Origin of the sequence: Modestobacter roseus (assembly GCF_007994135.1) — a bacterium.
GTDB lineage: Bacteria > Actinomycetota > Actinomycetes > Mycobacteriales > Geodermatophilaceae > Modestobacter > Modestobacter roseus.
The window spans coordinates 2,251,580-2,274,174 of the sequence record NZ_VLKF01000001.1; the positions used below are offsets into that span (position 1 = coordinate 2,251,580).

The 22,595-nt window shown below is 73.2% G+C and carries 24 protein-coding genes; 13 read left to right on the forward strand and 11 right to left on the reverse strand.

The features are described from left to right. Window positions 1–290 precede the first annotated feature (290 nt). Entirely contained in the window at window positions 291–914 is a 624-nt protein-coding gene (locus JD78_RS10685) for a hypothetical protein (protein WP_153361657.1), read from the forward strand. 106 nt (window positions 915–1,020) lie between these two features. Further along, complete coding sequence (locus JD78_RS10690) at window positions 1,021–1,233, forward strand: antitoxin (RefSeq protein WP_153361656.1); 213 nt, start codon at window positions 1,021–1,023, stop codon at window positions 1,231–1,233. Window positions 1,234–1,247: 14 nt separating this feature from the next. Here the strand turns inward: JD78_RS10690 and JD78_RS10695 are convergent, their stop codons facing one another. Together JD78_RS10695 and JD78_RS10700 are read right to left on the reverse strand one after the other, a co-directional pair. Next, the gene (locus JD78_RS10695) at window positions 1,248–1,976 is read right to left on the reverse strand and encodes an IclR family transcriptional regulator (protein WP_153361655.1); all 729 of its coding nucleotides are present in this window, start codon (window positions 1,974–1,976) and stop codon (window positions 1,248–1,250) included. Next, window positions 1,976–3,400: an APC family permease gene (locus JD78_RS10700; protein ID WP_208104073.1), complete on the reverse strand. Its 1,425-nt coding sequence runs from the start codon at window positions 3,398–3,400 to the stop codon at window positions 1,976–1,978. Before JD78_RS10700 ends, JD78_RS10695 begins: the two co-directional genes overlap by 1 nt. 227 nt (window positions 3,401–3,627) lie before the next feature. Here JD78_RS10700 and JD78_RS10705 point away from each other — a divergent pair, with 227 nt between their 5' ends. From JD78_RS10705 to JD78_RS10715, 3 genes are all read left to right on the forward strand, one after another. Continuing rightward, window positions 3,628–5,073: an APC family permease gene (locus tag JD78_RS10705; protein ID WP_153361654.1), complete on the forward strand. Its 1,446-nt coding sequence runs from the start codon at window positions 3,628–3,630 to the stop codon at window positions 5,071–5,073. 84 nt (window positions 5,074–5,157) lie between these two features. After that, window positions 5,158–7,071 (forward strand): primary-amine oxidase, encoded by a 1,914-nt coding sequence (locus JD78_RS10710; RefSeq protein WP_153361653.1) that lies wholly within the window; start codon window positions 5,158–5,160, stop codon window positions 7,069–7,071. Then, complete coding sequence (locus JD78_RS10715) at window positions 7,068–7,439, forward strand: hypothetical protein (RefSeq protein WP_153361652.1); 372 nt, start codon at window positions 7,068–7,070, stop codon at window positions 7,437–7,439. Before JD78_RS10710 ends, JD78_RS10715 begins: the two co-directional genes overlap by 4 nt. A 16-nt stretch (window positions 7,440–7,455) precedes the next feature. On the opposite strand, the gene JD78_RS10720 is transcribed toward JD78_RS10715, so the two are convergent. Both JD78_RS10720 and JD78_RS10725 read right to left on the reverse strand, forming a co-directional pair. After that, complete coding sequence (locus JD78_RS10720) at window positions 7,456–7,803, reverse strand: type II toxin-antitoxin system PemK/MazF family toxin (protein ID WP_153361651.1); 348 nt, start codon at window positions 7,801–7,803, stop codon at window positions 7,456–7,458. Further along, window positions 7,790–8,020, reverse strand: coding sequence for a ribbon-helix-helix domain-containing protein (locus tag JD78_RS10725; protein ID WP_153361650.1), 231 nt, complete (start codon window positions 8,018–8,020; stop codon window positions 7,790–7,792). The genes JD78_RS10720 and JD78_RS10725 overlap by 14 nt, the downstream gene beginning before the upstream one ends. Window positions 8,021–8,102: 82 nt before the next feature. On the opposite strand from JD78_RS10725, the gene JD78_RS10730 reads away from it, so the two are divergent. Beyond that, a complete protein-coding gene (locus JD78_RS10730) occupies window positions 8,103–8,876 on the forward strand; it encodes a thioesterase family protein (protein ID WP_153361649.1) in 774 nt (257 codons plus the stop codon). On the opposite strand, the gene JD78_RS10735 is transcribed toward JD78_RS10730, so the two are convergent. The 7 genes from JD78_RS10735 to JD78_RS10765 all read right to left on the reverse strand — a co-directional run bounded on the left by JD78_RS10735 (window position 8,877) and on the right by JD78_RS10765 (window position 15,434). Further along, window positions 8,877–9,503, reverse strand: coding sequence for a nuclear transport factor 2 family protein (locus JD78_RS10735; protein ID WP_153361648.1), 627 nt, complete (start codon window positions 9,501–9,503; stop codon window positions 8,877–8,879). Further along, window positions 9,490–10,251 (reverse strand): IclR family transcriptional regulator, encoded by a 762-nt coding sequence (locus JD78_RS10740; RefSeq protein WP_153361647.1) that lies wholly within the window; start codon window positions 10,249–10,251, stop codon window positions 9,490–9,492. Before JD78_RS10740 ends, JD78_RS10735 begins: the two co-directional genes overlap by 14 nt. A gap of 63 nt (window positions 10,252–10,314) precedes the next feature. Then, window positions 10,315–11,379 (reverse strand): extracellular solute-binding protein, encoded by a 1,065-nt coding sequence (locus JD78_RS10745; protein ID WP_153361646.1) that lies wholly within the window; start codon window positions 11,377–11,379, stop codon window positions 10,315–10,317. Between the two features lie 281 nt (window positions 11,380–11,660). After that, window positions 11,661–12,788: an ABC transporter ATP-binding protein gene (locus tag JD78_RS10750; RefSeq protein WP_153361645.1), complete on the reverse strand. Its 1,128-nt coding sequence runs from the start codon at window positions 12,786–12,788 to the stop codon at window positions 11,661–11,663. Next, on the reverse strand, window positions 12,788–13,666 hold the full coding sequence (locus JD78_RS10755; protein ID WP_153361644.1) for an ABC transporter permease: 879 nt from the start codon (window positions 13,664–13,666) through the stop codon (window positions 12,788–12,790). The genes JD78_RS10750 and JD78_RS10755 overlap by 1 nt, the downstream gene beginning before the upstream one ends. Continuing rightward, complete coding sequence (locus JD78_RS10760) at window positions 13,663–14,634, reverse strand: ABC transporter permease (protein ID WP_153361643.1); 972 nt, start codon at window positions 14,632–14,634, stop codon at window positions 13,663–13,665. The genes JD78_RS10755 and JD78_RS10760 overlap by 4 nt, the downstream gene beginning before the upstream one ends. Window positions 14,635–14,657: 23 nt before the next feature. Beyond that, complete coding sequence (locus JD78_RS10765; protein ID WP_153361642.1) at window positions 14,658–15,434, reverse strand: IclR family transcriptional regulator; 777 nt, start codon at window positions 15,432–15,434, stop codon at window positions 14,658–14,660. 150 nt (window positions 15,435–15,584) lie between these two features. On the opposite strand from JD78_RS10765, the gene JD78_RS10770 reads away from it, so the two are divergent. Genes JD78_RS10770 through JD78_RS10800 form a run of 7 tightly spaced genes read left to right on the forward strand, consistent with a single transcriptional unit; the run spans window position 15,585 to window position 22,588 of the window. Further along, entirely contained in the window at window positions 15,585–16,550 is a 966-nt protein-coding gene (locus tag JD78_RS10770; protein WP_208104074.1) for a DUF6282 family protein, read from the forward strand. Then, complete coding sequence (gene kce / locus JD78_RS10775) at window positions 16,550–17,491, forward strand: 3,5-dioxohexanoate:acetyl-CoA acetone transferase (protein WP_153361640.1); 942 nt, start codon at window positions 16,550–16,552, stop codon at window positions 17,489–17,491. The genes JD78_RS10770 and kce overlap by 1 nt, the downstream gene beginning before the upstream one ends. Beyond that, a complete protein-coding gene (locus JD78_RS10780) occupies window positions 17,488–18,399 on the forward strand; it encodes a cupin domain-containing protein (protein ID WP_153361639.1) in 912 nt (303 codons plus the stop codon). The genes kce and JD78_RS10780 overlap by 4 nt, the downstream gene beginning before the upstream one ends. Continuing rightward, window positions 18,396–19,184 (forward strand): HpcH/HpaI aldolase family protein, encoded by a 789-nt coding sequence (locus JD78_RS10785; RefSeq protein WP_153361638.1) that lies wholly within the window; start codon window positions 18,396–18,398, stop codon window positions 19,182–19,184. The genes JD78_RS10780 and JD78_RS10785 overlap by 4 nt, the downstream gene beginning before the upstream one ends. Then, on the forward strand, window positions 19,181–19,936 hold the full coding sequence (locus JD78_RS10790) for an SDR family NAD(P)-dependent oxidoreductase (RefSeq protein WP_153361637.1): 756 nt from the start codon (window positions 19,181–19,183) through the stop codon (window positions 19,934–19,936). The genes JD78_RS10785 and JD78_RS10790 overlap by 4 nt, the downstream gene beginning before the upstream one ends. After that, on the forward strand, window positions 19,929–21,155 hold the full coding sequence (locus JD78_RS10795) for an iron-containing alcohol dehydrogenase (protein WP_166521131.1): 1,227 nt from the start codon (window positions 19,929–19,931) through the stop codon (window positions 21,153–21,155). Before JD78_RS10790 ends, JD78_RS10795 begins: the two co-directional genes overlap by 8 nt. After that, a complete protein-coding gene (locus tag JD78_RS10800) occupies window positions 21,152–22,588 on the forward strand; it encodes an NAD-dependent succinate-semialdehyde dehydrogenase (protein WP_153361635.1) in 1,437 nt (478 codons plus the stop codon). The genes JD78_RS10795 and JD78_RS10800 overlap by 4 nt, the downstream gene beginning before the upstream one ends. Window positions 22,589–22,595: the final 7 nt, after the last annotated feature.

The window sequence follows — 22,595 nt, forward strand, 5'->3', positions numbered from 1 at the left end:
CGTCGTGCACCACCGAGCCGAGCACCAGCGCCGGGCCGGCGGTCGCGTAGCCGGCGGCGATGCGCGCCGCGGCGTCGTCCGCAGAGGTCGTCTCCGTCACCGTGCGGACGCTAGCGCCCGCCGCCGCAGTCTGCGCCTCCACGGAACCGCCCGGCCCGTGCACGCACGGTCAGAAACGCCGTAGGCGCACGCCGCTCGACCGCGCACGCACCGGCGATCGACGGCGCACGCGAGGAGACTCCAGGTTGCGGCGGTGCCGCCGGTGCCCGCCGCGGGGAGGTGCCACGGCCATGTTCGCCAGGACCACCATCATCCGCGGAGAGCCCGCCGCGGTGGACGCGGGCATCGCGCACGTCCACGACTCCACCTGGCCGACGCTGCGGGGCATGAGCGGGTGCGTCGGGATGTCGATGCTCGCCGACCGGGAACTGGGCCGGTGCATCGTGACCAGCGCGTGGGCCGACGAGTCGGCGATGCACGCCAGCGCTGGCGCGGTGGACGACGTCCGCCGGCAGGCCACCGAGGTGATGCGCGCCGACGCCGTCGAGGTCGGCGAGTGGCGGATCGCCGTGCTGCACCGGATGCGGCCCACCGGCGGCAGTGCCGCCACCCGGGTCATCTGGGCAGACCAGCCCCCCGGCACCGCCGAGGCGACCATCGACGCCTTCCGGTTGAGCCTGCTGTCGCAGCTGGAGGACCTGCCCGGCTTCTGCAGCGTCAGCGTGCTCCTGGACGCCGACGAGCAGCACAGCGTCACCGCGGTCACCTACGACAGCCGCGACGCCATGCACCAGGCCAGCGGGCCGGCCATCGCGCTGCGCGAGAGCTTCAGCCGGTCGGTCGGGATGGTCATCACCGAGACCGCCGAGTTCGACCTGGTGCTGGCCCACCTGCGCGTGCCCGAGATGGCCTGAGGCGACCCGGGTCAGAGCGGCGCAGCCCTCGCTGCCTCGCGCGTCCGCGTGGCTGCTTCCCGATAACACAGATGCGGAATGGTGCCCGGCTGCGGATCATCTCCGCATGCCCGACCTGCACCTGCGCAACGTCCCCGCCGAGGTGGTCGACCGGCTCACCCGGCTGGCCACGCGCGAGCACACCTCGGTGAGCGCGGTGGCGATCCGCGAACTCACCCACGCCGGCCGGCGGGCGGGCAACCCAGCACTGCTGGCGCGCCTCCCGGACACCGGCATCGACCTCGACGAGATCGTCGCCGCCGTGCACGCCGGCCGCTGACAGCCCCAGCCGGATCACGCCAGTAGCCCGGCCAGCGTGGGCGCGCACTCGCGGACGCCGGCCGGCAGCTCCCGCACGCCCGCCCGGGCGCTCACCACCACCCCGGCCACGAGCTCCCCCGCCGACCGCACCGGCGCCACCGCGCAGCCCACCCCGTCGTGCAGCTCTCCCGTCTGCGAAGCCCAGTCCGCGGCCCGCACCTCGGCCAGGCAGGCGTCCAGCTGGTCCGGCCGGGTCACCGTCGCCGCGGTGAACCGGGTCAGCCGCGACGGCGGCAGCAGGTCCCGCCACTCCGGCTGCTCGGCCAGCAGCAGCCGCCCCGCCGCCGTCGCGTGCAGGTGCCGCTCGACCAGCGCCGGGTCGTGCAGCGGCAGGTCCGGGTCGACGTCGGCCACCCGCAGCGTCGTCGCGGTGTACAGCACCAGGTGCACCCCGGCCCGCACCTCCCGGCGCAGCTCGGCCAGCACCTCCCGCGCCGCCGACGGCACCCGCACCGGCGCGATCGCCCCCGCCAGCCCGGCCACCTTCCGGCCCAGCGCGAACCCGCGCAGGTCCGGCAGCCGCACCAGGTACTCCTCCCCCACCAGCAGGTTCAGCAGCCGGTAGGCCGTGGCCGGCGGCAGCTCCAGCGCCGACGCCACCTCCTTCGCCGTCACCCCCGCCCCCAGCCGCGCCACGCACTCCAGCACCGCCAGCGCGCTCTGCACCGCCTTCGGCTGGCGGCCGCTCAACCCCTCGGCCATCAGGCCGCCAGCGACCCGGGCAGCACGCTGGCCAGCGTCGGCTCGTCGTACACACCGACGGACGAGAGCCGCTGCGGCCGCCGGAACCGCAGCCACAGCGCCCACGCCACCCCGGGCAGCAGCGCGCCGAGGTAGACCACCGTCATCGCCCGGCCGCCCTGCCACGACTCCCCGCCCAGCGCCACCACCAGCACGAGCAGCCACAGCCCCGCTGCGCCCAGCCCGACCACCACCGGCGCCGGGGTCAGCTCACCGATCCGCCGCAGGAACGCCGGCGCCGCCACGCACACCAGCACGTAGGCCAGCACGTAGCCGAACGCCGACACGGTGATCGTGCCGGTCAGCACCGACCGCCCACCCGCACCCGCCACCAGCGCGACGAACGGCACCGCCACCACCAGCGGCAACGCCAGCAGCAACGCCCGCACCGGGGTGCCGCGTCGCGCGTGCACCCGCCCGAGCGCCGCCGGCAGCACCCCCTCCCGGCCCATCGAGAACAGCACCCGGGCCAGCGCGTTCACCGACCCGGTCACGCAGGCGAAGAACGACGCCGCGATCCCCGCGTCCAGCAGCCGCACCAGCCAGCCGATGTCCGCCGCCAGCGACGACACCGGCACCGGCCCGGTCAGCACCTCCAGCGGCGCCCGGCGCAGCAGCACCACCTGCGCCACCGCCCCGGCCAGGAACAGCACCCCCGCCACCGCCGGCGTCCCCAGCACCGCCCGCGGCACCGCCAGCAGCGGCCGCTGCGCCTCCACCCCCAGCACCCCGGCGCTCTCGAACCCCATGAACGCGGTCACCCCGAGCACCACGCCGATCGCGATCCCGCCCCAGCGCACCTCGCCGTCCACCAGCGGCGCCGCCGTCCCGGGGCCGCCGTCCAGCCGCAGCAGCAGCACGGCCAGCACCACCAGGACGACGCCGATCGACACCACCTCCAGCGCCAGCGCCACCCGCGCCGACAGCTGGATCCCGCGCACCGTGCACCACCCGGCCAGCCCACCCACCAGCAGCACCAGCAGCGCCACGGCCGACGACGGCAGCCCCAGCAGCGCGGCCAGGTACAGCGCGCACCCCACCAGCGCCGACATCGCGACCGCCGCGTAGCCGATCACCAGCGACCACCCGCCGACGACGGCGCCCAACGGCCCCAGCCCCCGCGCGGTGTAGGTGTACAGCCCACCCACCGCGGCCAGCCGCTGCGCGAACAGCGACACGCACCAGCCGACCAGCAGCACCAGCACCGTCGCGGCGACCAGCACCGGCAGGGTGGCCCGGCCGGCGTCCACCAGCACGATCGCCGGCACCGTCACCATCGCCGCCGACGGCGCCAGCGCCGACACCGACTGGGCCAGCACCTCCGGGAACGACAGCCGCCGCCGGTGCAGCCCGGCCACGGGCGAGATGCGGGCGAGTCGGGTCACGCGGGCGCCTCCAGGTCGGGACGCCGGAGCGTAGGCAGCCGCCCGTTGCGCCGGTGTTACCGCCGAGGTCCGCGACCGCGTCGCCGAATGAGAAGACCCCCGCCCGGCTCTCCCACCCGGGACGTCGCAGAACGTCAACGACCCCGAACGCGGCGGCAACCGGCCGCGGCCAGGGTCTGCGGGCAACGCGACGCCACCGGGGCGCCGCCGGACCCAGGAGACCGCAGATGGCCATCTCCGACCCGCCCGCCACCGGCGCGCCGACCACCGCGCCGCCACGCCTCACCGGCTCGCTCGGCGTCGGCGCGATCATCTTCATGGTCGTCGCCGCCGCGGCGCCGCTCACCGTCATCGCCGGCGCGGTGCCGATCGGCGTCCTCGTCGGCAACGGCGCCGGCTACCCGGCGGCCTTCGTGGTCAGCGCGGTCATCCTGCTGTTCTTCGCCGTCGGCTTCGTCGCGATGACCCCGCACGTGCCGCAGGCCGGCGCCTTCTACTCCTACATCTCCCGCGGCCTGGGCCGCCCGCTCGGCCTGGGCGGGGCGATGCTCGCGCTGCTCACCTACGTCACCATCCAGGGCGCGGTGCTCGGCTACATCGGCCAGGCCGTCGCCGACCTGCTCGGCCGCTACGGCGTCGCCTCCCCGCCCTGGTGGGTGTGGACGCTCGCCGTCGTCGCCGGCATCGGCGTGCTCGGCTTCCGGCACATCGACCTGTCCAGCAAGGTGCTCGGGCTGCTGCTGATCGCCGAGGTCGCGATCGTCGTCGTCCTCGACGTCGCGGTCGTCGGGCAGGGCGGGCCGGAGGGGTACTCCACCGGCGTCCTCAGCCTGTCCACGGTTACCAGCGGCTCCCCCGCGCTCGGCCTGATGTTCGCCATCGCCGGGTTCATCGGCTTCGAGGCCACCGCCGTCTTCCGCGACGAGGCCCGCGAGCCCGAGCGGACCATCCCCCGCGCCACCTACCTGGCGCTGGCGATCATCGGCGTCTTCTACGCCGTCTCCAGCTGGGCGATCATCACCGCCTGGGGCGACGGGGGGGTGGTCGAGCGCGCCGCCGCCGACCCGGGCTCGATGGTCGTGGAGACCACGGAGGTCTACCTGGGCACCGTCGCCGCCGACGTGCTCAACGTGCTGCTGGTCACCAGCCTGTTCGCCTGCGCGCTGAGCTTCCACAACGTGCTGGCCCGGTACTACTTCAACCTCGGCAACACCGGCGTGCTGCACACCCGGCTGGGCAGCGCGCACGCCACGCACGCCTCCCCCGCCACCGCCTCGCTGACGCAGACGGTGATCAGCGCGGCACTCATGGTGGTGTGCGCGCTGGCCGGGCTCGACCCGGTGCTCGAGGTCTTCACCTGGCTGTCCGGGATCGCCACCGTGGGCATCGTGGCCCTGATGCTGCTCACCTGCGCGGCGGTGCTGGTCTTCTTCCGCCGCACCCGGGTCGACACCCGCCCCTGGCAGACGCTGATCGCGCCGGGCCTGGGGTTCCTCGGGCTGGCCGCCGTGCTCGTCGTCCTGGTGCAGAACCTGCCGCTGCTGATGGGCGAGTCGACGGCGCTGGGCGTCGGCGCCGGCGTCCTGCTGCTGGCCACCCTCGCCGTCGGCGCCGTCATCGCCCGGACCCGGCCGCAGGCCGCCGCCCTCACCGACACCGACCTCTCGTCCTGACCCCCTCCCCCGGTTTCGGCGCCGAAACCCCGCCGGGTTCCGGCGCCGGAACCGGGACAGCCACCACCGGAAGGAACCACCCCCATGACGATGACCGCGCCGGTCAGCACCGCCACCCACCCGCTCTCCCGGCTGTCCGCCGAGGAGTTCACCGCGATCCGCGGGATCGTCGCCGACGCCGGGCTGGTCGGTGAGCGCACCAAGTTCGTCTACGTCGGCCTGGCCGAGCCGCACAAGGACGTCGTCCTCGCCTGGCAGCCCGGCGACCCGATCGAGCGCCGGGCCCGGGTGCTGCTGCTGGACCGCGCCACCGGCACCGGCGCCGACCTCACCGTCTCGTTGAGCACCGGCCAGGTGGAGAGCAGCACGCCGATCGACGCCCTGGTCGACGGGCAGGTGCCGATCCTGGACGCCGAGTTCGAGGCCATCGAGCCGATCCTCGCCGCCGACGAGCGCTGGGTCACCGCGATGACCAAGCGCGGTCTGGACGTCGCCAACGTCCGGTCGGTGCCGCTGTCGGCCGGCTCCTACTTCCCCGACGAGTTCGGCTCCCGCGTCGTCCGGGTGCTCGGCTTCCACCAGGCCGACGCAGCAGACCTCCCCTGGGCGCACCCGGTGGACGGCGTCGTCGCGTTCGTCGACGTCACCCGCGGCGTGGCCATCGACGTGCAGGACCACGTCGACCTGCCCGTGCCGGCCGAGCGCGCCGAGCTCACCCCCGACGTCGTCCGGGACCTCAAGCCGATCGAGATCACCCAGCCGGAAGGGCGCAGCTTCACCGTCACCGACGACGTCGTCCGCTGGGCCGGCTGGGAGGTGCGGGTGGGCTTCGACGCCCGCGAGGGCCTCACCCTCAACCAGCTGTCCATCGACGGCCGCTCGGTCATCCACCGCGCGTCGATCAGCGAGATGGTCGTGCCCTACGCCGACCCCTCACCGGTGCGGTTCTGGCAGAACTACTTCGACACCGGCGAGTACCTCTTCGCCCGGTACACCAACTCCCTCGAGCTCGGCTGCGACTGCCTGGGCGAGATCCACTACTTCGACGGCGTGCTCGCCGACGAGGACGGCAACCCGCGCACCATCCGCAACGCCATCTGCCTGCACGAGGAGGACTACGGCGTCGGGTGGAAGCACACCGACATGTTCAACGGGATGGTCGAGACCCGGCGCTCCCGGCGGCTGGTGATCAGCTTCTTCACCACGATCGGCAACTACGACTACGGCTTCTACTGGTACCTCTACACCGACGGCACGATCGCGCTGGAGTCCAAGGCCACCGGGATCGTGTTCACCTCCGCCTACCGCGGCGAGGAGCACCCGTTCGCCACCGAGATCGCACCGGGCCTGGGCGCGCCGTTCCACCAGCACCTGTTCTCCGCGCGGCTGGACATGGCCGTCGACGGCGTCGCCAACACGGTGCACGAGGTGGACGCCGTCCGGCTGCCGGTGTCGCCGACCAACCCCTACGGCAACGCCTTCACCCGGAAGCTCACCCCGCTCACCACGGAGAAGACGGCGGCCCGGACGACGGACGCGACGGTCGGGCGCACCTGGCACATCGTGAACCCGTCGGTGACCAACCGGCTGGGCCAGCCCGTCGGGTACGCGCTGCACCCGGAGAACGGCCCCACCCTGCTGGCCGACGAGTCGTCGTCGGTGCACAAGCGGGCGACGTTCTCGACCAAGAGCCTCTGGGTGACCGCCTACGACCCGGCCGAGCGCTATCCGGCCGGTGACTTCGTCAACCAGCACCCCGGCGACGGCGGGCTGCCCGCGTTCGTCGCCGACGACGCCCCGGTGGAGAACGCCGACGTCGTCCTCTGGCACACCTTCGGGCTCACCCACTTCCCGCGCCCGGAGGACTGGCCGGTCATGCCCACCGACTACGCCGGGTTCACCCTCAAGCCGGTCGGCTTCTTCGACAAGAACCCGGCGCTGGGGGTGCCGACGTCCAGCTCGTCGCACTGTGCGACCGAGACGGGGCACTGCTCGTGACGACCGCCGTCGTCCCCACCCGGCCGAGGGCGGTCGCCCTCGGCCGGGTGGCCGCCGGCCTGGCGGCGGCCTCGGCCGCGGTGCACCTGCTGCTGGTCGACGGCTCGCTCGGGTCGCTGGTGATGGTGGCCATGGCGGCGGCGTGCCTGCCGTGCGCCTGGCACCTGTGGCGTTCACCCACCGGGTCGGTCTGGCGGTTCACCGCCGGAGTGGACGCCGCCATGCTCGTGCTGCACGCGCAGCTGATGGGCGGCTCGCCGGTCCACGCGCACCACGGCGGGACGTCGCCGTCGCTGATGTGGCTGGGTCTCGGCCTGGTCGGTGCCCAGCTGCTGCTCGCCGGGCTGGCGGCGGTGCGCCGACCCTGAGCGGGCGCGCCGGCGGCTAGAGCTGCAGGTGCACGCGCAGCGCATCATCCAGTTCACCCATGAGGTCCAGCGGCACCTGACCGAGCACCGGACCGATCCGCTCGACCGCCACCGACCGGACCTGCTCGGCCTGCGCCTTCGAGTCGGCCGGCAGGCCCGTGCGATCGGCCGGCAGCAGCGCCTGGAACGGGAAGACGCGGGTGACGTTGCTGGTCACCGGCACGATCGTGACGACGCCGCGTCCCAGGCGGGCGGCAGTGGCGTTGGCCCGGTCGTTGCTGACCAGCACAGCCGGTCGACGCTTGCTCGCCTCGTTGCCGCGGACCGGATCGAGGTCGACGAGCCGGACCTCACCGCGACGCATCGACCACGCCGTCCCCCGCGGCGGCATCCCACGCCGACTGATCTCCGGAGGTCTCCCACTCCCGCCACGCCGCGGCGTAGTCCTGCTCGAGTTCCGCCTGGCGGAGAAGCCGGAGCGCGTGCTGGATGACCGCGGACCGTCCCTTCAGGCCGGCGGTACGGGCGTACTCGTCCAGCAGCGCCACGTCGTCGTCGGGCAGGCTCACGCTCAGCTTCACGAAGGTCATGCTACTCAGGTAGCAACCGGGTAGCAACGGCCGACGGCGGTGAGCACGCACGAGATGGGCGACACTGCCGGGCGTGGACGTCGAGGCCTTCTACCTGCCGCTGGGCGACAACCGGTTCTCCCCCACCCGGGCCACCGAGAGCCCCTGGGACGCCGACGCCCAGCACGGCGGGCCGCCGTCGGCGCTGCTGGCGCACCTCGCGGCCGGCGCGACCGGCGACGGGCTGCGCGCGGCCCGGGTCAGCGTCGACTTCCTCGGCGCCATCCCCCGCCGCGAGCTGACCGTCGAGGTCTCCGCCGTCCGCCCCGGCCGGCGGATCGCCCTCACCGAGGCCGCGATGAGCGTCGACGGGCGCACCGTGGCCGTCGCCCGGGTGTGGTCGATCGCGACCGGGCCGACGCCGCCGGTGGTCACCGAGCTCAGCCCGCCGCCCGCCGTCCCGACGGCGAACGACCTGTTCCTGCCGCACCTCCCCGACTGGGGCTACGGGCAGGCCCTCGACTGGCGCTACACCGCCGGCTCACCGGACCGGCCCGGCGCGGCCGACGTCTGGACCCGGGTCCGGCTCCCCCTCGTGGCCGGCCGGCCGCTCACCGGACTGGACCGCACGCTGATCGCCGCCGACGCCGCCAACGGCATCTCCGCCGAGCTGCCGATCAGCAGCTGGTTCTCCATCCCGCCGGGCATGACCACCCACCTGACCCGCGAGCCGGACGGCGACTGGGTGCACCTGTCCTGCCGCTCGACGATCGCCGCCGACGGCATCGGGTTGTGCCTCGGCACGCTGTCCGACGCGCGCGGTGAGATCGGCCAGGTCGCCCAGCCGCTGCTGGTCCAGCAGCGCTGACTACCGCGGGTCGTCGATCGCCCCGGCGCCGGCCAGCCAGTCGTCCTCGCGCCGGTGGAAGGCGACCAGCTCGTCCCACCGGTCGTCGCCGAGCAGGTCGAGGTCCAGGTCGACGCCGCGGTCGACCTGCGCGTAGCCGAGGTGCCGGTAGGACGGCCGGAGCCGGGCGAGCAGCGCGGGGTCCAACGCGGGCACCTGGCCGGCGGTGATCGGTCGCAGCTCGTCCCACTCGAAGAGGACGTGGAAGGTCAGCAGCCGCCACTCCCCGCCCTGGCGGACCGCTCGGGAGAAGAAGCGGCAGTAGGCGTGCAGGTCGACCTCGATGCCGCCGAGCTCCTGGCGCAGGAAGATCTTCGCCGGGCTCTCCACGGTCGCCCGGTCACCGCGCACCCGCGCGAAGGCGGGGAACACCCAGTGCTTGCCGGTGTACGGCCCGGCCGGGGCGTCGCCCAGCAACGACCGGGTCGCCTCGACGTAGGCCCGGCCGCCCACGCCGTCGTACCAGGTGGTGCGCACCCAGGCGCCGGGGTGGAAGCACGCCGCCATGACGTCGAACCGCCGCTGGTCGCGCGCGAACCGCTCGCGCCGCACCAGGTCGAACAGCGCGTCCTCGTCAGCCGACGGCACGCGGGCCGCCTTCGCCCCGGTGCCCCAGCTCCTCGCTCAGCGCACCGGCCGTGGCCAGCAGCTGCTCCAGGGTCGCGTCGAGGTCAAGCTCCCCGGCACCCAGCAGCGCCACCGTCGCGGCCAGCCCCTTGTCGTCGAACACCGGCGCGGCCACGGCGACCGTGCTGTCGTTCCACACCACGCTGTAGCCCTGCCGCCGGGCCGAGTAGACGTCGGTCTCCAGCCGGGCGCGCTGGGCCGCTGGCATGCCCGTGGTCGCCAGCTCCATGTCGGCGGCGTCCCCGTAGGCCAGCATCAGCTGCGACTGCGCCGCCGTCGGGTCCAGCTTCGTGCCCGGGTGCACGGTCATCACGACCACCCGGCTGGTGTCCTCCTCGGCCAGCGCCACCACCGGCCCGGTGGTGCCCTTGATGCTGAGGACCGCCGTCATCCGGACGGCGGTCCTCAGCCGCTGCAGGTGCGGACCGGCGATCTCCACCACGCGCTTGCGCCCCAGCGCCTGCACGCCCAGCTCGAGCATCAGCGCACCCAGGGCGAAGGTGCCCCGCCGCTCTCCCCGCTGGAGGATGCCCGCCGCTGCCATCGACGCGCAGTAGCGGTAGGCCGTCGTGCGGTTGAGCCCGGTGGCCTCGGCGATGTCGGCCGCGGACAGCTCCACCACCGCGGGCCCGAAGAGCGCGCAGATCTGGCCGACGCGCGCCACCGCCCGGATGTCAGCGGTGGACGTCGCATCCTCGGAGTTCGCCATGCGTGAAGAGTAGTTCACCAGGAGCACTTCCCAGACCTTCTCCCCCTCGCCAGGAGGGCGTGATCAGCCGGCCAGCCAGTTGGTGAGCTGCGCCGTCACGTCGTTGAAGTTCTCCGCGTACCAGTCGACGTCCTGCATCACGGTCTCCCCGGTGTTGACCGGCCCGTACACCTCGACCACCTGCTGGTTCTCCGACAGCTCCGGCTGCGCCGTGGTGTTCACCGGCGCGGTGCCCAGGTCCTCCGAGATGGCCGCCGAGGCCTCCGGGCCGGTGAGGGAGGAGACGAAGGCCGCCGCGGCCGCCGCGTTCGGGGCGTCCTTCGGGACCGCGAAGGCGCTCAGCGTGGTGACCGTGGTGTCCCAGACGACGGTGATGTCGGTGCCCTGGTCCAGCAGCGGCACCAACCGCGAGTCCGACAGGAAGAACATGTCCACCTGCCCGGATCCGACCGCCTGCTGCAGGGCACCCACGTTCGGGGCGAAGGTCGTCACGTCCCGGATCGTGTCCAGCTTCTCCAGCGCCCGGTCCACGTCCAGCGGGTACAGCTCGTCCGGCGCGACGCCGTCGGCCAGCAGCGGGTACTCCAGGATCCCGTTCTGCAGGTTGGTCAGGATGCCTCGCTGACCAGGGAACTCCTCGGTGTCGAAGAAATCCTCCACCGTCTTGGGCGCCGTGCTGGGATCGGGAAAGGCCTCGGTGCGGTAGGCCAGCGGCGTGGAGTTGATGAAGCCGCCGACGTAGCAGTCCCCGACCGCCTGCTCGACCAGTTCGGCCTCCGGAGCCCCGCTGTAGTCGATCTCCTCGAACAACGTGCCGCAGTTCTGCTGGGCGGCCGCCGGCGCGACCGCCACCACGTCCCAGGCCACCGCCCCGGCCTCCACCTGCGCCTTGACCTGGGCGACGTCCGGCGGCGAGGTGTTGACGAAGGTGACCTCGGGATGCTCCGCCGTGTACGGCTCCTGCCAGTCGGCGATCATCGCGTCCTGGCCGTCCCCGCCGTAGCCGACGAAGGTCAACTGGGCGTCGCCGGTGGCCGAGCCGCCGCCGGAGCCGGCCGCACTCCCGTCGTCGCTCCCGCAGGCGGCCAGCGAGGTCGCCAGGGCGATCACTCCGAGAGTCCCGAGCATGCGCGTGGATCGTGGCACCGTTGTCACTTCCCTCTGGGATTGCGGGGTCGAGAGCCCCGGACCGAGTTGTTCGGCATGCGATGAGTCACATCGCCATGTGAACGCTAGCCCCGGTACGCATTGCCCGGCAAGCATGCGGGGCAGGTCGTCCCAGAAAGTCCGACCGCAGCGGAACAGCCGCGTGCGCATCGTGAACGCGCAGGTGACAGGCCTGCCCCACCCGGCACCGGACATGCCGGGGCGCCGCGTGCGGAGTTCCCCACGCGGCGCCCCGGACGACCTCAGCGCGCGACGATCCGCTGCCGCTCGACCCGCCACCAGGCCGTCACCGGCTGGCCGACCGCCAGTTGGGTCTCCGACGCGTCCAGCCGGGCCCGGCCGACCGTGCCGTCGGCGTGGGACAGCGCGACGGTGCGGTAGGAGCCCAGGTAGTGGACCTCGGCGACCGTGGCCGGCACGCCGTTGGCGTCCGGTGGCACGGCGGCTCCCCCCGGGGCGATGTGCACGTCCTCCGGCCGGACCACCAGGGCGGCGTGCTCGGCCGCGCGCGCCCGGTCGGACACGGTGCGCGGGTCGACCGCCCAGGTGTGCCCGCACCAGCCGACGCTGCTGCCCGGCACGTGCGCCAGCTCGAACACCGTCGAGTCGCCGAGGAACGAGGCGGTGAACAGGGTCTCCGGCGCCTTGTACAGCGTCTCCGGGGTGCCGACCTGCTCGATCCGCCCGCTGTTGAACAGCGCGATGCGGTCCGAGAGGCTCATCGCCTCCTCCTGGTCATGGGTGACGAAGACGAACGTCGACCCCACCTCCCGGTGGATCCGCTGGATCTCCGCCTGCAGCGCACCGCGCAGGTTCCGGTCCAGCGCGCCCAGCGGCTCGTCCAGCAGCAACGCCTTGGGGCCGAAGACGATCGCCCGCGCCAGCGCGACCCGCTGCTGCTGCCCACCGGACAGCTGGGCGGGCACGTCGTCGTCGCGGCCGGGGAGCTGCACCAGCTCCAGCACCTCGGCGACCCGGCGGGAGATCTCCGCCTTGGGCACCTTGCGTTCCCGCAGCGGGTAGGCGACGTTCTGCGCCACCGTCAGGTGCGGGAACAGCGCGTAGTTCTGGAACAGCATGCCTAGGTTGCGCTTGTGCGGCGGCAGGCTGCCGACGTCGTCGCCGTTGAACGCGATGTGCCCGGAGGTCAGCGTCTCGAAGCCGGCGATCAGGTTCAGCGTCGTGGTCTTCCCCGAGCCCGACGGCCCGAGCAGGGTCATGAACTCCCCCGGCTCGATGGTCAGCGAGACCCCGTCCACGGCCGGGACGGCCAGGCCGTAGTCCTTGACGACGTCGGTCAGCCGGATCTCGGTCCCCGCCCGGGGCAGGGTCGGGGCGACCGGGGGCACGGCGGTGGTGGTGGCGGGCATCAGGGCTCCTGTCGGTTCTTGCCCCGACTGCCCAGCAGCAGCGGGACGAGGCAGAGGACGGTGACCGCGGTGACCACCAGGCTGGACGTCGCGGCGATGGTGGGGTCGACCTCGAAGGTGACGCTGTTGAACATCTGCACGGGCAGCGTCTGGAAGGTCGGGGAGCGCAGGAACAGCGCGATGACCACCTCGTCGAAGGAGGTCACGAACGCGAAGACGGCGCCGGTGACGATGCCGCGGCTGATCAGCGGCATCGTCACCCGGGCGAACGTGCGCAACGGGCTGGCGCCCAGCGACGCCGACGCCCGCAGCAGCTTGGGGTCCAGGCCGCTGAGCGCGCTGGTCACCGACACCAGCACGAACGGCACACCGATCGCGGCGTGGGCCAGCGCGTACCCGGCGAACGTGCCGACCAGGTGCCACTTGAGGAAGGAGATGTAGACGACGACGGCGAGGACGATGCCGGGCGTGACGATGGAGATCATCAGCACCGTGCGGGCCAGCTTGGCCATCCGGCCGGTCAGGCTGTGCAGCCCGATCGCGGCGGCCGTGCCGACCGCCGTGGCGAGCGCCGCGGCGACGACGGCCACGAAGAAGGAGTTGCGCAGCGACGTCAGCCACACCGGGTCGGTGAAGAAGTTCCGGTAGAGCTCGAGCGAGAAGCCCTCTGGCGGAAAGCTGAACGTCGTCGAGTCGCTGAAGCTCATCGGGATGACGAACAGCGTCGGCAGCACGAAGTACAGCGCCACCAGCGCGACCACCAGCCGCAGCCACCACGGGACGGCGTCCACGCCGCGGGGACGGCGGCGCGGCGGGCGGGCGGGCCGCCGCTCGGCGGTGCCGGGCCGGGCCGGGGCGAGCTCGGCGGTGCTGGTCATCGCTGCTCCTTGCTGGACGAGGTGGCGACGACGCCGATCGCCGAGACGGTGCCGCCGATGCGGTTCGCCCAGGCCACCAGCACGAGGGTGACCACGAGCACGAGCATCCCCAGGGCCCCGGCGCCGGCGAAGTCCAGCAGCTGGGTGGTCCGCTGGGCGAGCAGCTGGGCGATCAGCGACTCCTGCGGGGTGCCGAGCAGCGCCGGGGTGACGTAGAAGCCGAGGCTGAGGGTGAAGACCAGGATCAGCCCCGCGGTGACACCGGCCCGGGACAGCGGCCAGTAGATCTTCCAGAACGCGATCAGCGGGGAGGACCCGAGGCCGCGGGCGGCCAGCAGCAGCCGGCGGTCGATGCCGCTGAGCGCACTGAACAGCGGCAGCACCATGAACGGCAGCAGCACCTGGCTCATCGCGATCGCGACGCCGGTCACCGACCCGTACAGCACCACGTCCATCCCGAACAGCGCGAAGAACTCGTGCACCGGGCCCCCGCGCTGCAGGATGAGGATCCAGGCGTAGTTGCGGGCCATCACCGAGGTCCAGAACGGCACCAGGACGACGACCAGCAGGATCGCGCGCGCCCGCGGCCCGACCCGGGTCATCACGTAGGCGTACGGGTAGCCCAGGGCGAACGCGATCACGGTCACCAGCAGCGCCGTCTGCGCCGTGCGCAGCAGCACCCGCATCGTCACCCCGTCGGTGAACAGCGACCGGTAGTGCTCGTCGGTCAGGTCCGGGGCGCCGACGCTGCGCAGGAAGCTCTGCGCCAGCGGCAGCAGGAGGACCACGCCGAGCAGCGCGAGGGCGGGGACGAGCAGCAGCCAGTGCGGTCGCGGCGCCCGGCGCCGGGGCTCGTCCGTCCTGGGCTCGTCCGTCCTGGGCACCACCGTCCTGGGCACCACCGTCCTGGGCACCACCGTCCTGGGCACCACCGTCCTCGGCAGCTCTGTCCGGGGCACGTCTGTCATGGGGACTCCACCTTCGTCGAGGGTCAGCCGGCGACCATGCCGCCGAGCGAGGTCGCGGCGTCCTGGAGGGCGCGCACCCGCTCCGCCGTACCGGCGGGGTTGAGCATCGTGCTGGTGCCGATCAGGGCCATGGCCGCCTGCACGTCGTAGGTGGCCAGCACCGGGACGGCGACCGAGGCGAGCCCGACCCGGTCGAGGTCGGCCCAGGCCAGCCGACGCCGCCGGACGTCGCGCAGGGCCTGGCGCTCGACCGCGGCCTGCGCCTCGGTGAGCGTGGCGTGCGCGCGGGTGACCGCCGTCGGGTCGGACTGGAAGGCCAGCAGCACCCGGGTCTGGGCGGCCTTCACCTCGAGCACCGTGCCGACCCGGACGGTGAGCAGGATCGTGGTCTGCTGCGGCTCCTCGACCAGCGTCACGACGGCGCCGGTGCGGCCGAGGAAGCTGAGCACGGCGGTCAGGCCGCTGGTGTCGGCCAGGTGGCGCATCACCGCCGGCGCCAGGGTGATCAGCTGCTGGCGCACCGAGACCAGTGCGGAGAGCTGGTCGAGCAGCGGCCCGGGGCCGGCGGTGGCGTTGAGGAAGCCCGCCTGCTGCAGGGCCTGCAGGTACCGGTGCGCGGTGGTCCGGTTGAGCCCGAGCCGCGCGGCGACCACCCCTGCCGTCAGCCTCCGGGTGTCCTGGTCCAGCAGCGACAGGACGTTCGCGGCCCGGTCGATCGCCTGGATCGGCGCCCGCTCCGCCTCGGCCGCGGGCGCCGCGTGGGTGTCCCGGGCAGCCCGGCCGTGCAGCGCCAGGTCCATCTCCCACCTCCTCGGCGGGTGCGGCGGTGCACCCGGCGGCCGGAGTCAACCAGGTCACAGTTCACGATGCAATCGCCAACTTCGCAGTGCGAACACGCGGCCCGCCAACACTGGACAGCGACCCCTCGACGTGCATAGCGTGAACATCAGATGCGCATACCGAACATCATGTTCGCTCTACAAGGAGGATCCCGGATGGCCACCGTCGACGCGGACGTCGAGCCGACCCCGGCACTGTTGAAGGTCCTGGACGGCGTCGTCGACCTGCACTGCCACTCCGGTCCCAGCCCCTTCCCCCGGCGGCTGGACCACGTCGAGGCCTCCTACGACGGGGCCCGGATCGGCATGCGGGCAGCGCTGGTGAAGTCCCACCACCACAACACCGTGATGGACCTGCTGGCCATGGGCCCGCGGCTGACCGAGGCACCGACGCCGATGTACGGCGGCGTAGCGCTCAACTCCGAGGTCGGCGGGATCAACCCCTCGGCCGTCGCGGTCGCCCTCACCATGGGCGGCCGGTGCGTCTGGGGGCCCACCGTCTCGGCCGGCCAGCACATCGAGGCCCACCGGCACGACGACGGCTTCCCGCACAACACCGGCAACCTCTACGAGCAGGAGGTGTCGGTCTTCGATGCCTCCGGCCAGGTGTCGCAGGAGGCCGACCTGGTCACCCGGCTGGTCGGTGACGCCGACGTCCTGCTCACCGGCGGCCACCTGGACGGTGAGTCGATGGTCGCCTGGTTCGAGACGGCCCACCGCAACGGTGTCCGGCGGATGCTGATCCACCACCCGGACTACATCATCAAGGCCTCGGACCAGGCGATCGAGAAGATGGTCGGCCTCGGCGCCTTCGTCGAGCACGAGCTGTCCATGTACGACCCGCGGGTCACGGCACCGGACTGGCCGATCGAGCAGCTGGTCGACTGGATCCGCAAGATCGGGCCGGAGCACACCGTCATCGACTCCGACCTGGGCCAGATCGGCAACCCGCTGCCGGTCGACGCCTACCTGCTGGTCACCCAGCAGCTGCTCGACCACGGCATCCCGGCCGCCGACATCCGCCAGATGATGTGCCGCAACACCGCCTTCCTCCTCGGCCTGGAGGAGAGCAACTGATGCGGAAGGCGGAAAAGGTCGTCATCACCACGGCCGTGACGGGCTCGGTCAACGTCCCCTCGCAGAGCCCGTTCCTGCCGGTGACCCCGGACGAGGTGGTCGAGGCCGCGCTGGGCGCCATCGAGGCGGGCTCCGCCGTCGTGCACCTGCACGCCCGGCACCCCGACGGACGCCCCGCCTGGGAGCCGGAGGTGTTCACGCAGATCGTCCCGCGGATCACCGAGGCCACCGACGCGGTCATCAACATCACCACCGGCGGCTCGTCGCAGATGACGATGGAGCAGCGGCTGGCCGGCGCGACGACGTTCGCACCTGAGCTCGCCTCGATGAACATGGGCTCGATGAATTTCGTCTACTCCGGGATCGCCGACCGGGTGACCGAGTGGCGGCACGACTGGGAGAAGCCGTACGTGCAGGCCACGTACAGCCACCCGTTCATCAACACGTTCGACCGGATCGAGCACACGCTCCGCACCCTGGGTGCGGCCGGCACCCGGTTCGAGTTCGAGTGCTACGACATCGGTCACCTGTACTCCCTGGCGTACTTCGTCGACCGCGGGCTGGTGCCGACCCCGCTGCTGGTCCAGGGCGTCTTCGGCATCCTCGGTGGCATCGGTTCCGACCACGAGAACCTCGAGCACATGGTGCGGATCGCCGACAAGCTCTTCGGCGACGACTACTCGTTCTCCGCCTTCGCCGCCGGCCGGGACCAGATGCAGTTCGCCACGCACAGCGCCTGGCTCGGCGGGCACGTCCGGGTCGGCCTCGAGGACAGCCTCTGGCTCGGCAAGGGCCGGCTGGCCGAGAGCAACGCCCAGCAGGTCATCAGGATCCGCGCCGTCGTCGAGGACCTCGGCAAGCAGATCGCCACCCCCGCCGACGCCCGCGCGATGCTCGCGCTCCGCGGCACAGCCACCCTGAACGGGAGAGCACTCGCATGACCACGTACGCCGCCGACGACATCCGCTCGAAGCTGGCCACCGCCGCCCCGCAGCGGAGCGTCGACCCGTCGACCCCGATCAAGGCCTCGCAGTGGATCGAGTTCCTGTCCCTGCCGCCGTCGGAGACCGCACCGCACGGCAGCCGCACCTGGATCGCCCGCGCCACCAACCTGGTGATCGCCTACACCGAGGCGACGGCCGGTGACGTGTTCACCCGCACCGGGCAGCCCGACGAGTACGCCGTCCTCCTGTACTCGGGCAGCGCGCCGGTCACCGTGACCGGTGGCGGGGTCACCGAGTCGGTCGCGAAGGAGGCGTTCGTCGTCGTCCCGCCCGGGGACAGCGAGGTCCGGGTCGACGGCGACGGCGTCCTCATCCGGCTGTTCTCGTCGGCGGCCCCCGACCTCACCGCGAGCGCGCTCAACGCCGGGGCCTATGCCGAGCCCGACCTGCGGGCCGCGCCGCTGGTGCCGTGGCCGGACCCGGTCGGTGGCTTCCGGCTGCGTGTCTACCGGCTCGCCGACACCCCGATCGCCGAGGGCCGGTTCGGCCGGATCTTCCGCACCACCAACCTGATGGTGAACTTCCTGGCCGAGGAGCCGCAGCCGCGGAACGCGCAGAAGCTCTCCCCGCACACCCACGAGGACTTCGAGCAGATCTCGCTGGCGGTCAAGGGCCGGTTCATGCACCACATCCGCTACCCGTGGGGCCCGGACTCGGCGCAGTGGCGGCCGGACGAGAACCGGGAGATCGCCACCCCGTCGATCTGCGTCATCCCGCCGCCGACGGTGCACACCACCCAGGGCGTGGGCCCGCACCAGCAGCTGATCGACCTGTTCTCCCCGCCGCGTGCCGACTTCTCGGCCTCGGGCTGGGTGCTCAACGCCGACGACTACCCGGCGCCGTGAGGACCAGCCTGTTCCGGGCCGCCCTGGCCCGCGGAGACGGACCGGCGCTCGGAACGTGGGTGAAGATCCCGGCACCGGAGGTGGTGGAGCTGGTCGCACTGGCCGGCTTCGACGTCGCGGTCATCGACCTCGAGCACTCACCCATGAGCCTGGAGTCGGCGTCCACGCTGATCGCGACGGCGCTGCACACCGGGGTCTCCGCGATCGTGCGTGTGCCCGGCCTCGACCCGGGGCTGGTGCAGCGGGTGCTCGACGCCGGTGCCGAGGGCGTCATGGTGCCGCACGTGGACACCGTCGAGCAGGCCCGAAGCGCCGCCGCCGCCGTGCGCTTCCCGCCACTGGGTGAGCGCGGCGTGGGGTCGACCAGCCGGGCGGGTGCATGGGGCGCCCAGCCCCTGGCCGAGTACCTGCGCTTCGGCCAGGAGGAGGCGATGCTCATCGCCCAGATCGAGTCCGCCGCGGGCGTACGCAACGCCGAGGAGATCGCCGCGGTCGACGGCGTGGACGCGCTGCTCGTCGGCACGGTCGACCTGGCGGTCAGCGAGGGACGGACGCCGGGCGACCCGGCGGTCGCCGAGCTCGTCGCCGCCGTGGTCGACTCCGCGCGCGCCGCCGGGGTGCCGGTGGGCAACGCCGGCGCCGCGACGGCTGAGGCGGCGCAGACCGCCGTCGACGCCGGGTTCACCTTCACCATGCTCAGCAACGACGCCACGATGCTCGGCACCGCCGCGCGCGCGGCCGTCGCCGCGGGCCGATCCGCACGACCGCGACAGGAGACCCGATGAGTGCCGCGTTGGAGGGGAAGGTCGTGCTGGTGGTCGGCGCGAGCGCCGGCATCGGCGCCGACGCCGCCCGGGTGCTGGCCGGGGACGGCGCGTCGCTGATGCTGGTGGCGCGCGGCGAAGAGCCGCTGGCCGCGTTGGCGAAGGAGCTCGACGCCGCCGGTCACGATGTCGGGTACTGCCCGGGTGACGTGTCCCGGGCGGCGGACGTCGTCCGGTTCGTGGACGCGACCGTCGAGCGGTTCGGTCGGTTGGACGGGGCGTTCAACAACGCCGCGATGACCCAGGCGGGCCGGCTGGACCAGGTGTCCGAGACCGACTTCGACCAGCTCATGGCGGTCAACGTGAAGGGCACCTGGCTGTGCCTGCGCGAGGAGATCCGGGTGATGGCGGCGGCCGGCGCGGGCTCGATCGTGAACGTCAGCAGCATCGGCGGGCTGCGCGGCAGCTCCGGGATGGGCGCGTACCAGGCCAGCAAGCACGCAGTCATCGGGCTGACCCGCACCGCCGCGCACGACGTCGGGCCACTGGGCATCCGGGTGAACGTCGTCGCCCCCGGACCGACCGAGACCCCGATGCTGGAGAAGACGCGGCAGGCGATCCCCGGCGGCGTGGAGGCGCGCATCGCGGCCACCCCGCTGCGCAAGGCGGGCACCGGCGCCGAGGTCGGCAGCGTGGTGTCGTTCCTGTTGTCGGACCGGGCGTCGCACCTGAGCGGCGTCGTCCTGCCGGTGGACGGTGGGTTCGTTGCCTGAGGCCGTGGGGACGCTGCGGCTGCCGGCGCGGGTGCACGTCGGGTGGGGTGCCCGGGCGCAGCTGCCGGAGCTGGTGACGGTGTCCGGCAACCGGGTGCTCGCCGTCGTCGACCCGTTCCTGGCCGGCACGGAGCTGCTCGCGTCCGTCGTCGCCGGCCTGACCGCGGCCGGCCTGCACGTGCGGGTGCACTCCGACATCACCCCGGAGCTGCCGGTCGCGAGCCTCACCGCGGCCGCCGAGACGGCGCGGGAGCACGCGGCCGACGTCGTCCTGGCCATCGGCGGCGGCAGCGCGCTGGACGCGGCGAAGGTCGTCGCACTGCTGTCCCGGTACGAGGGCCCGCTGTCCCGCTTCTACGGCGAGAACCTGGTGCCCGGGCCGGTGCTGCCGGTCGTCGCGGTGCCCACCACGGCGGGTACCGGCTCGGAGGTCACCCCGGTGGCGGTCGTCTCCGACCCGGAGCGCGAGCTGAAAGTGGGTATCTCGAGCCCGTTCCTGGTGCCGGTGGCCGCCGTCGTCGACCCCGAGCTGACCCTGGGTGCCCCGGCGAGCGTGACGGCCTTCGCCGGCATCGATGCCCTGGTGCACGCCGCGGAGTCCTACACCGCGCGGCCGCTGCCGGTCGACTGGTCCGCGCCGCTGCCGGTCTTCACCGGCCGCAACGCGCTGGCCGATCCGGTCGCGCTGCAGGCGGCCGGCCACCTCGGGCCCTGGCTGCCGGTCGCCGTCACCGAGCCGGGCAACCGGCGCGCCCGCGAGGAGGTCGCGCGCGGCGCGCTGCTGGCAGGCATCGCGTTCGGCTCGACCGGCACCCACCTCTGCCACGCGCTGCAGTACCCGATCGGCGGGCTGACCAAGACCCCGCACGGCCTGGGCACCGGGCTGCTGCTGCCCTACGTCCTCGACGTGCTGCGCCGCGACCCGGCGGTCGCCGACCGGATCGCCGCGCTCGGCGCGGCGCTGGAGGGCATCGGTGCCGCCGAGGCCTCGGCAGCGCGGACCGTCGCCCGGGTCGTGGAGATCAACGCGCGGATCGGCGTACCCGCGGACCTGGCAGCGATCGGCATCGGCCGCGACCAGCTGCCGCGCGTCGCCGACCTCGGCCTGCGCTCGGCCCGGCTGCTCGCCATCGCGCCAACCGACCCCACCCGGGACCTGCTGCTCGAGGTGCTCGAGCACGCCCATGCCGGAGAACTCACCGATCGGAGCCCCGCGTGACCCTTCCCGAGCTGCACACCGACCTGTTCATCGACGGGCAGTGGCGACCCGGCTCCGACGGCCGCCGGTTCGACGTCGTCGACCCGGCCGACTCCTCGGTGGTCGCGTCGTTCGCCATCGCCACCGCCGCCGACTGCGCGGCCGCCGTCGACGCCGCGGCCGCCGCGCAGGAGGGCTGGGCGGCGACCGCGCCACGCGTGCGCAGCGAGCTGCTGCGGGCGGCCTACGAGGTGCTCACCGCGGAGCGCGAGTCCTTCGCCGAACTGATGGTGCGGGAGAACGGCAAGTCCTGGGCCGACGCGATCGGCGAGGCCGGCTACGCCACGGAGTTCTTCCGCTGGTTCGCCGAGGAGGCGGTGCGGGTGCCCGGCGAGTACCGCCTCTCCCCCGCTGGTGACAAGCGGATCGTCGTCGACCGGCAGCCGATCGGGGTCTCCCTGCTCGTCACCCCGTGGAACTTCCCAGCCGCGATGGCCACCCGCAAGCTCGCACCCGCGCTGGCCGCCGGCTGCACCACGATCCTCAAGCCGGCCCGGGAGACCCCGCTGACCGCGGCCTACGTCGTCGACGTGCTGCACCGGGTCGGGGTGCCGCGCGGGGTGGTGAACCTGGTGACGCCGGTGCCCACCGGCCCACTGGTCAAGGAGATGCTCGACCGGCCTGAGGTGCGGAAGCTGTCGTTCACCGGGTCGACCGAGGTCGGCCGGGACCTGCTGCACGCCTGCGCCGACACGGTGGTGAGCGCGTCGATGGAGCTGGGCGGCAACGCGCCGCTGCTGGTGCTGCCCGGCGCGGACCTGGAGTCGGCGGTGGAGGGCGCGCTGCTGGCCAAGATGCGCAACGGCGGGTCGGCGTGCACCGCCGCCAACCGGTTCTACGTGCACTCCTCGGTGCACGACGAGTTCGTCGCGCGGATGGACGCCGCGCTGTCGAAGGTCGCCGTCGGCCCGGGGCTGGACCGGGCCAACGACCTCGGGGCGCTGGTGTCCGTCGCCGAGCGCGACAAGGTCGCCGGTCTGGTCGACGGTGCGGTGGCCGACGGCGCGACCGTGGTCCGCGGCGGCTCGTCGTCGGCCGAGGGCGCCTTCTACGACGCGACGCTGCTGACCGGGGTCCGGCACGGCTCGGCCATCTCGACCACCGAGATCTTCGGCCCGGTGACCGCGGTGGTCCGGTTCGACGACGTCGACGACGCGGTGCGGATGGCCAACGACACCGTCTACGGGCTGATGGCCTACGTGTTCGGCGAGGAGCGGGAGGCGATGGCCGTCGCCCGCAGGCTGGAGGCCGGGATGGTCGCGGTCAACCGTGGCGTCGTCAGCGACCCGGCCGCCCCGTTCGGCGGGGTGAAGCAGAGCGGGCTGGGCCGGGAGGGCGGCTCCGAGGGGATCCTGGAGTTCCTCGAGGAGAAGTACATCGCGCTGACCGCCTGACGGCGGT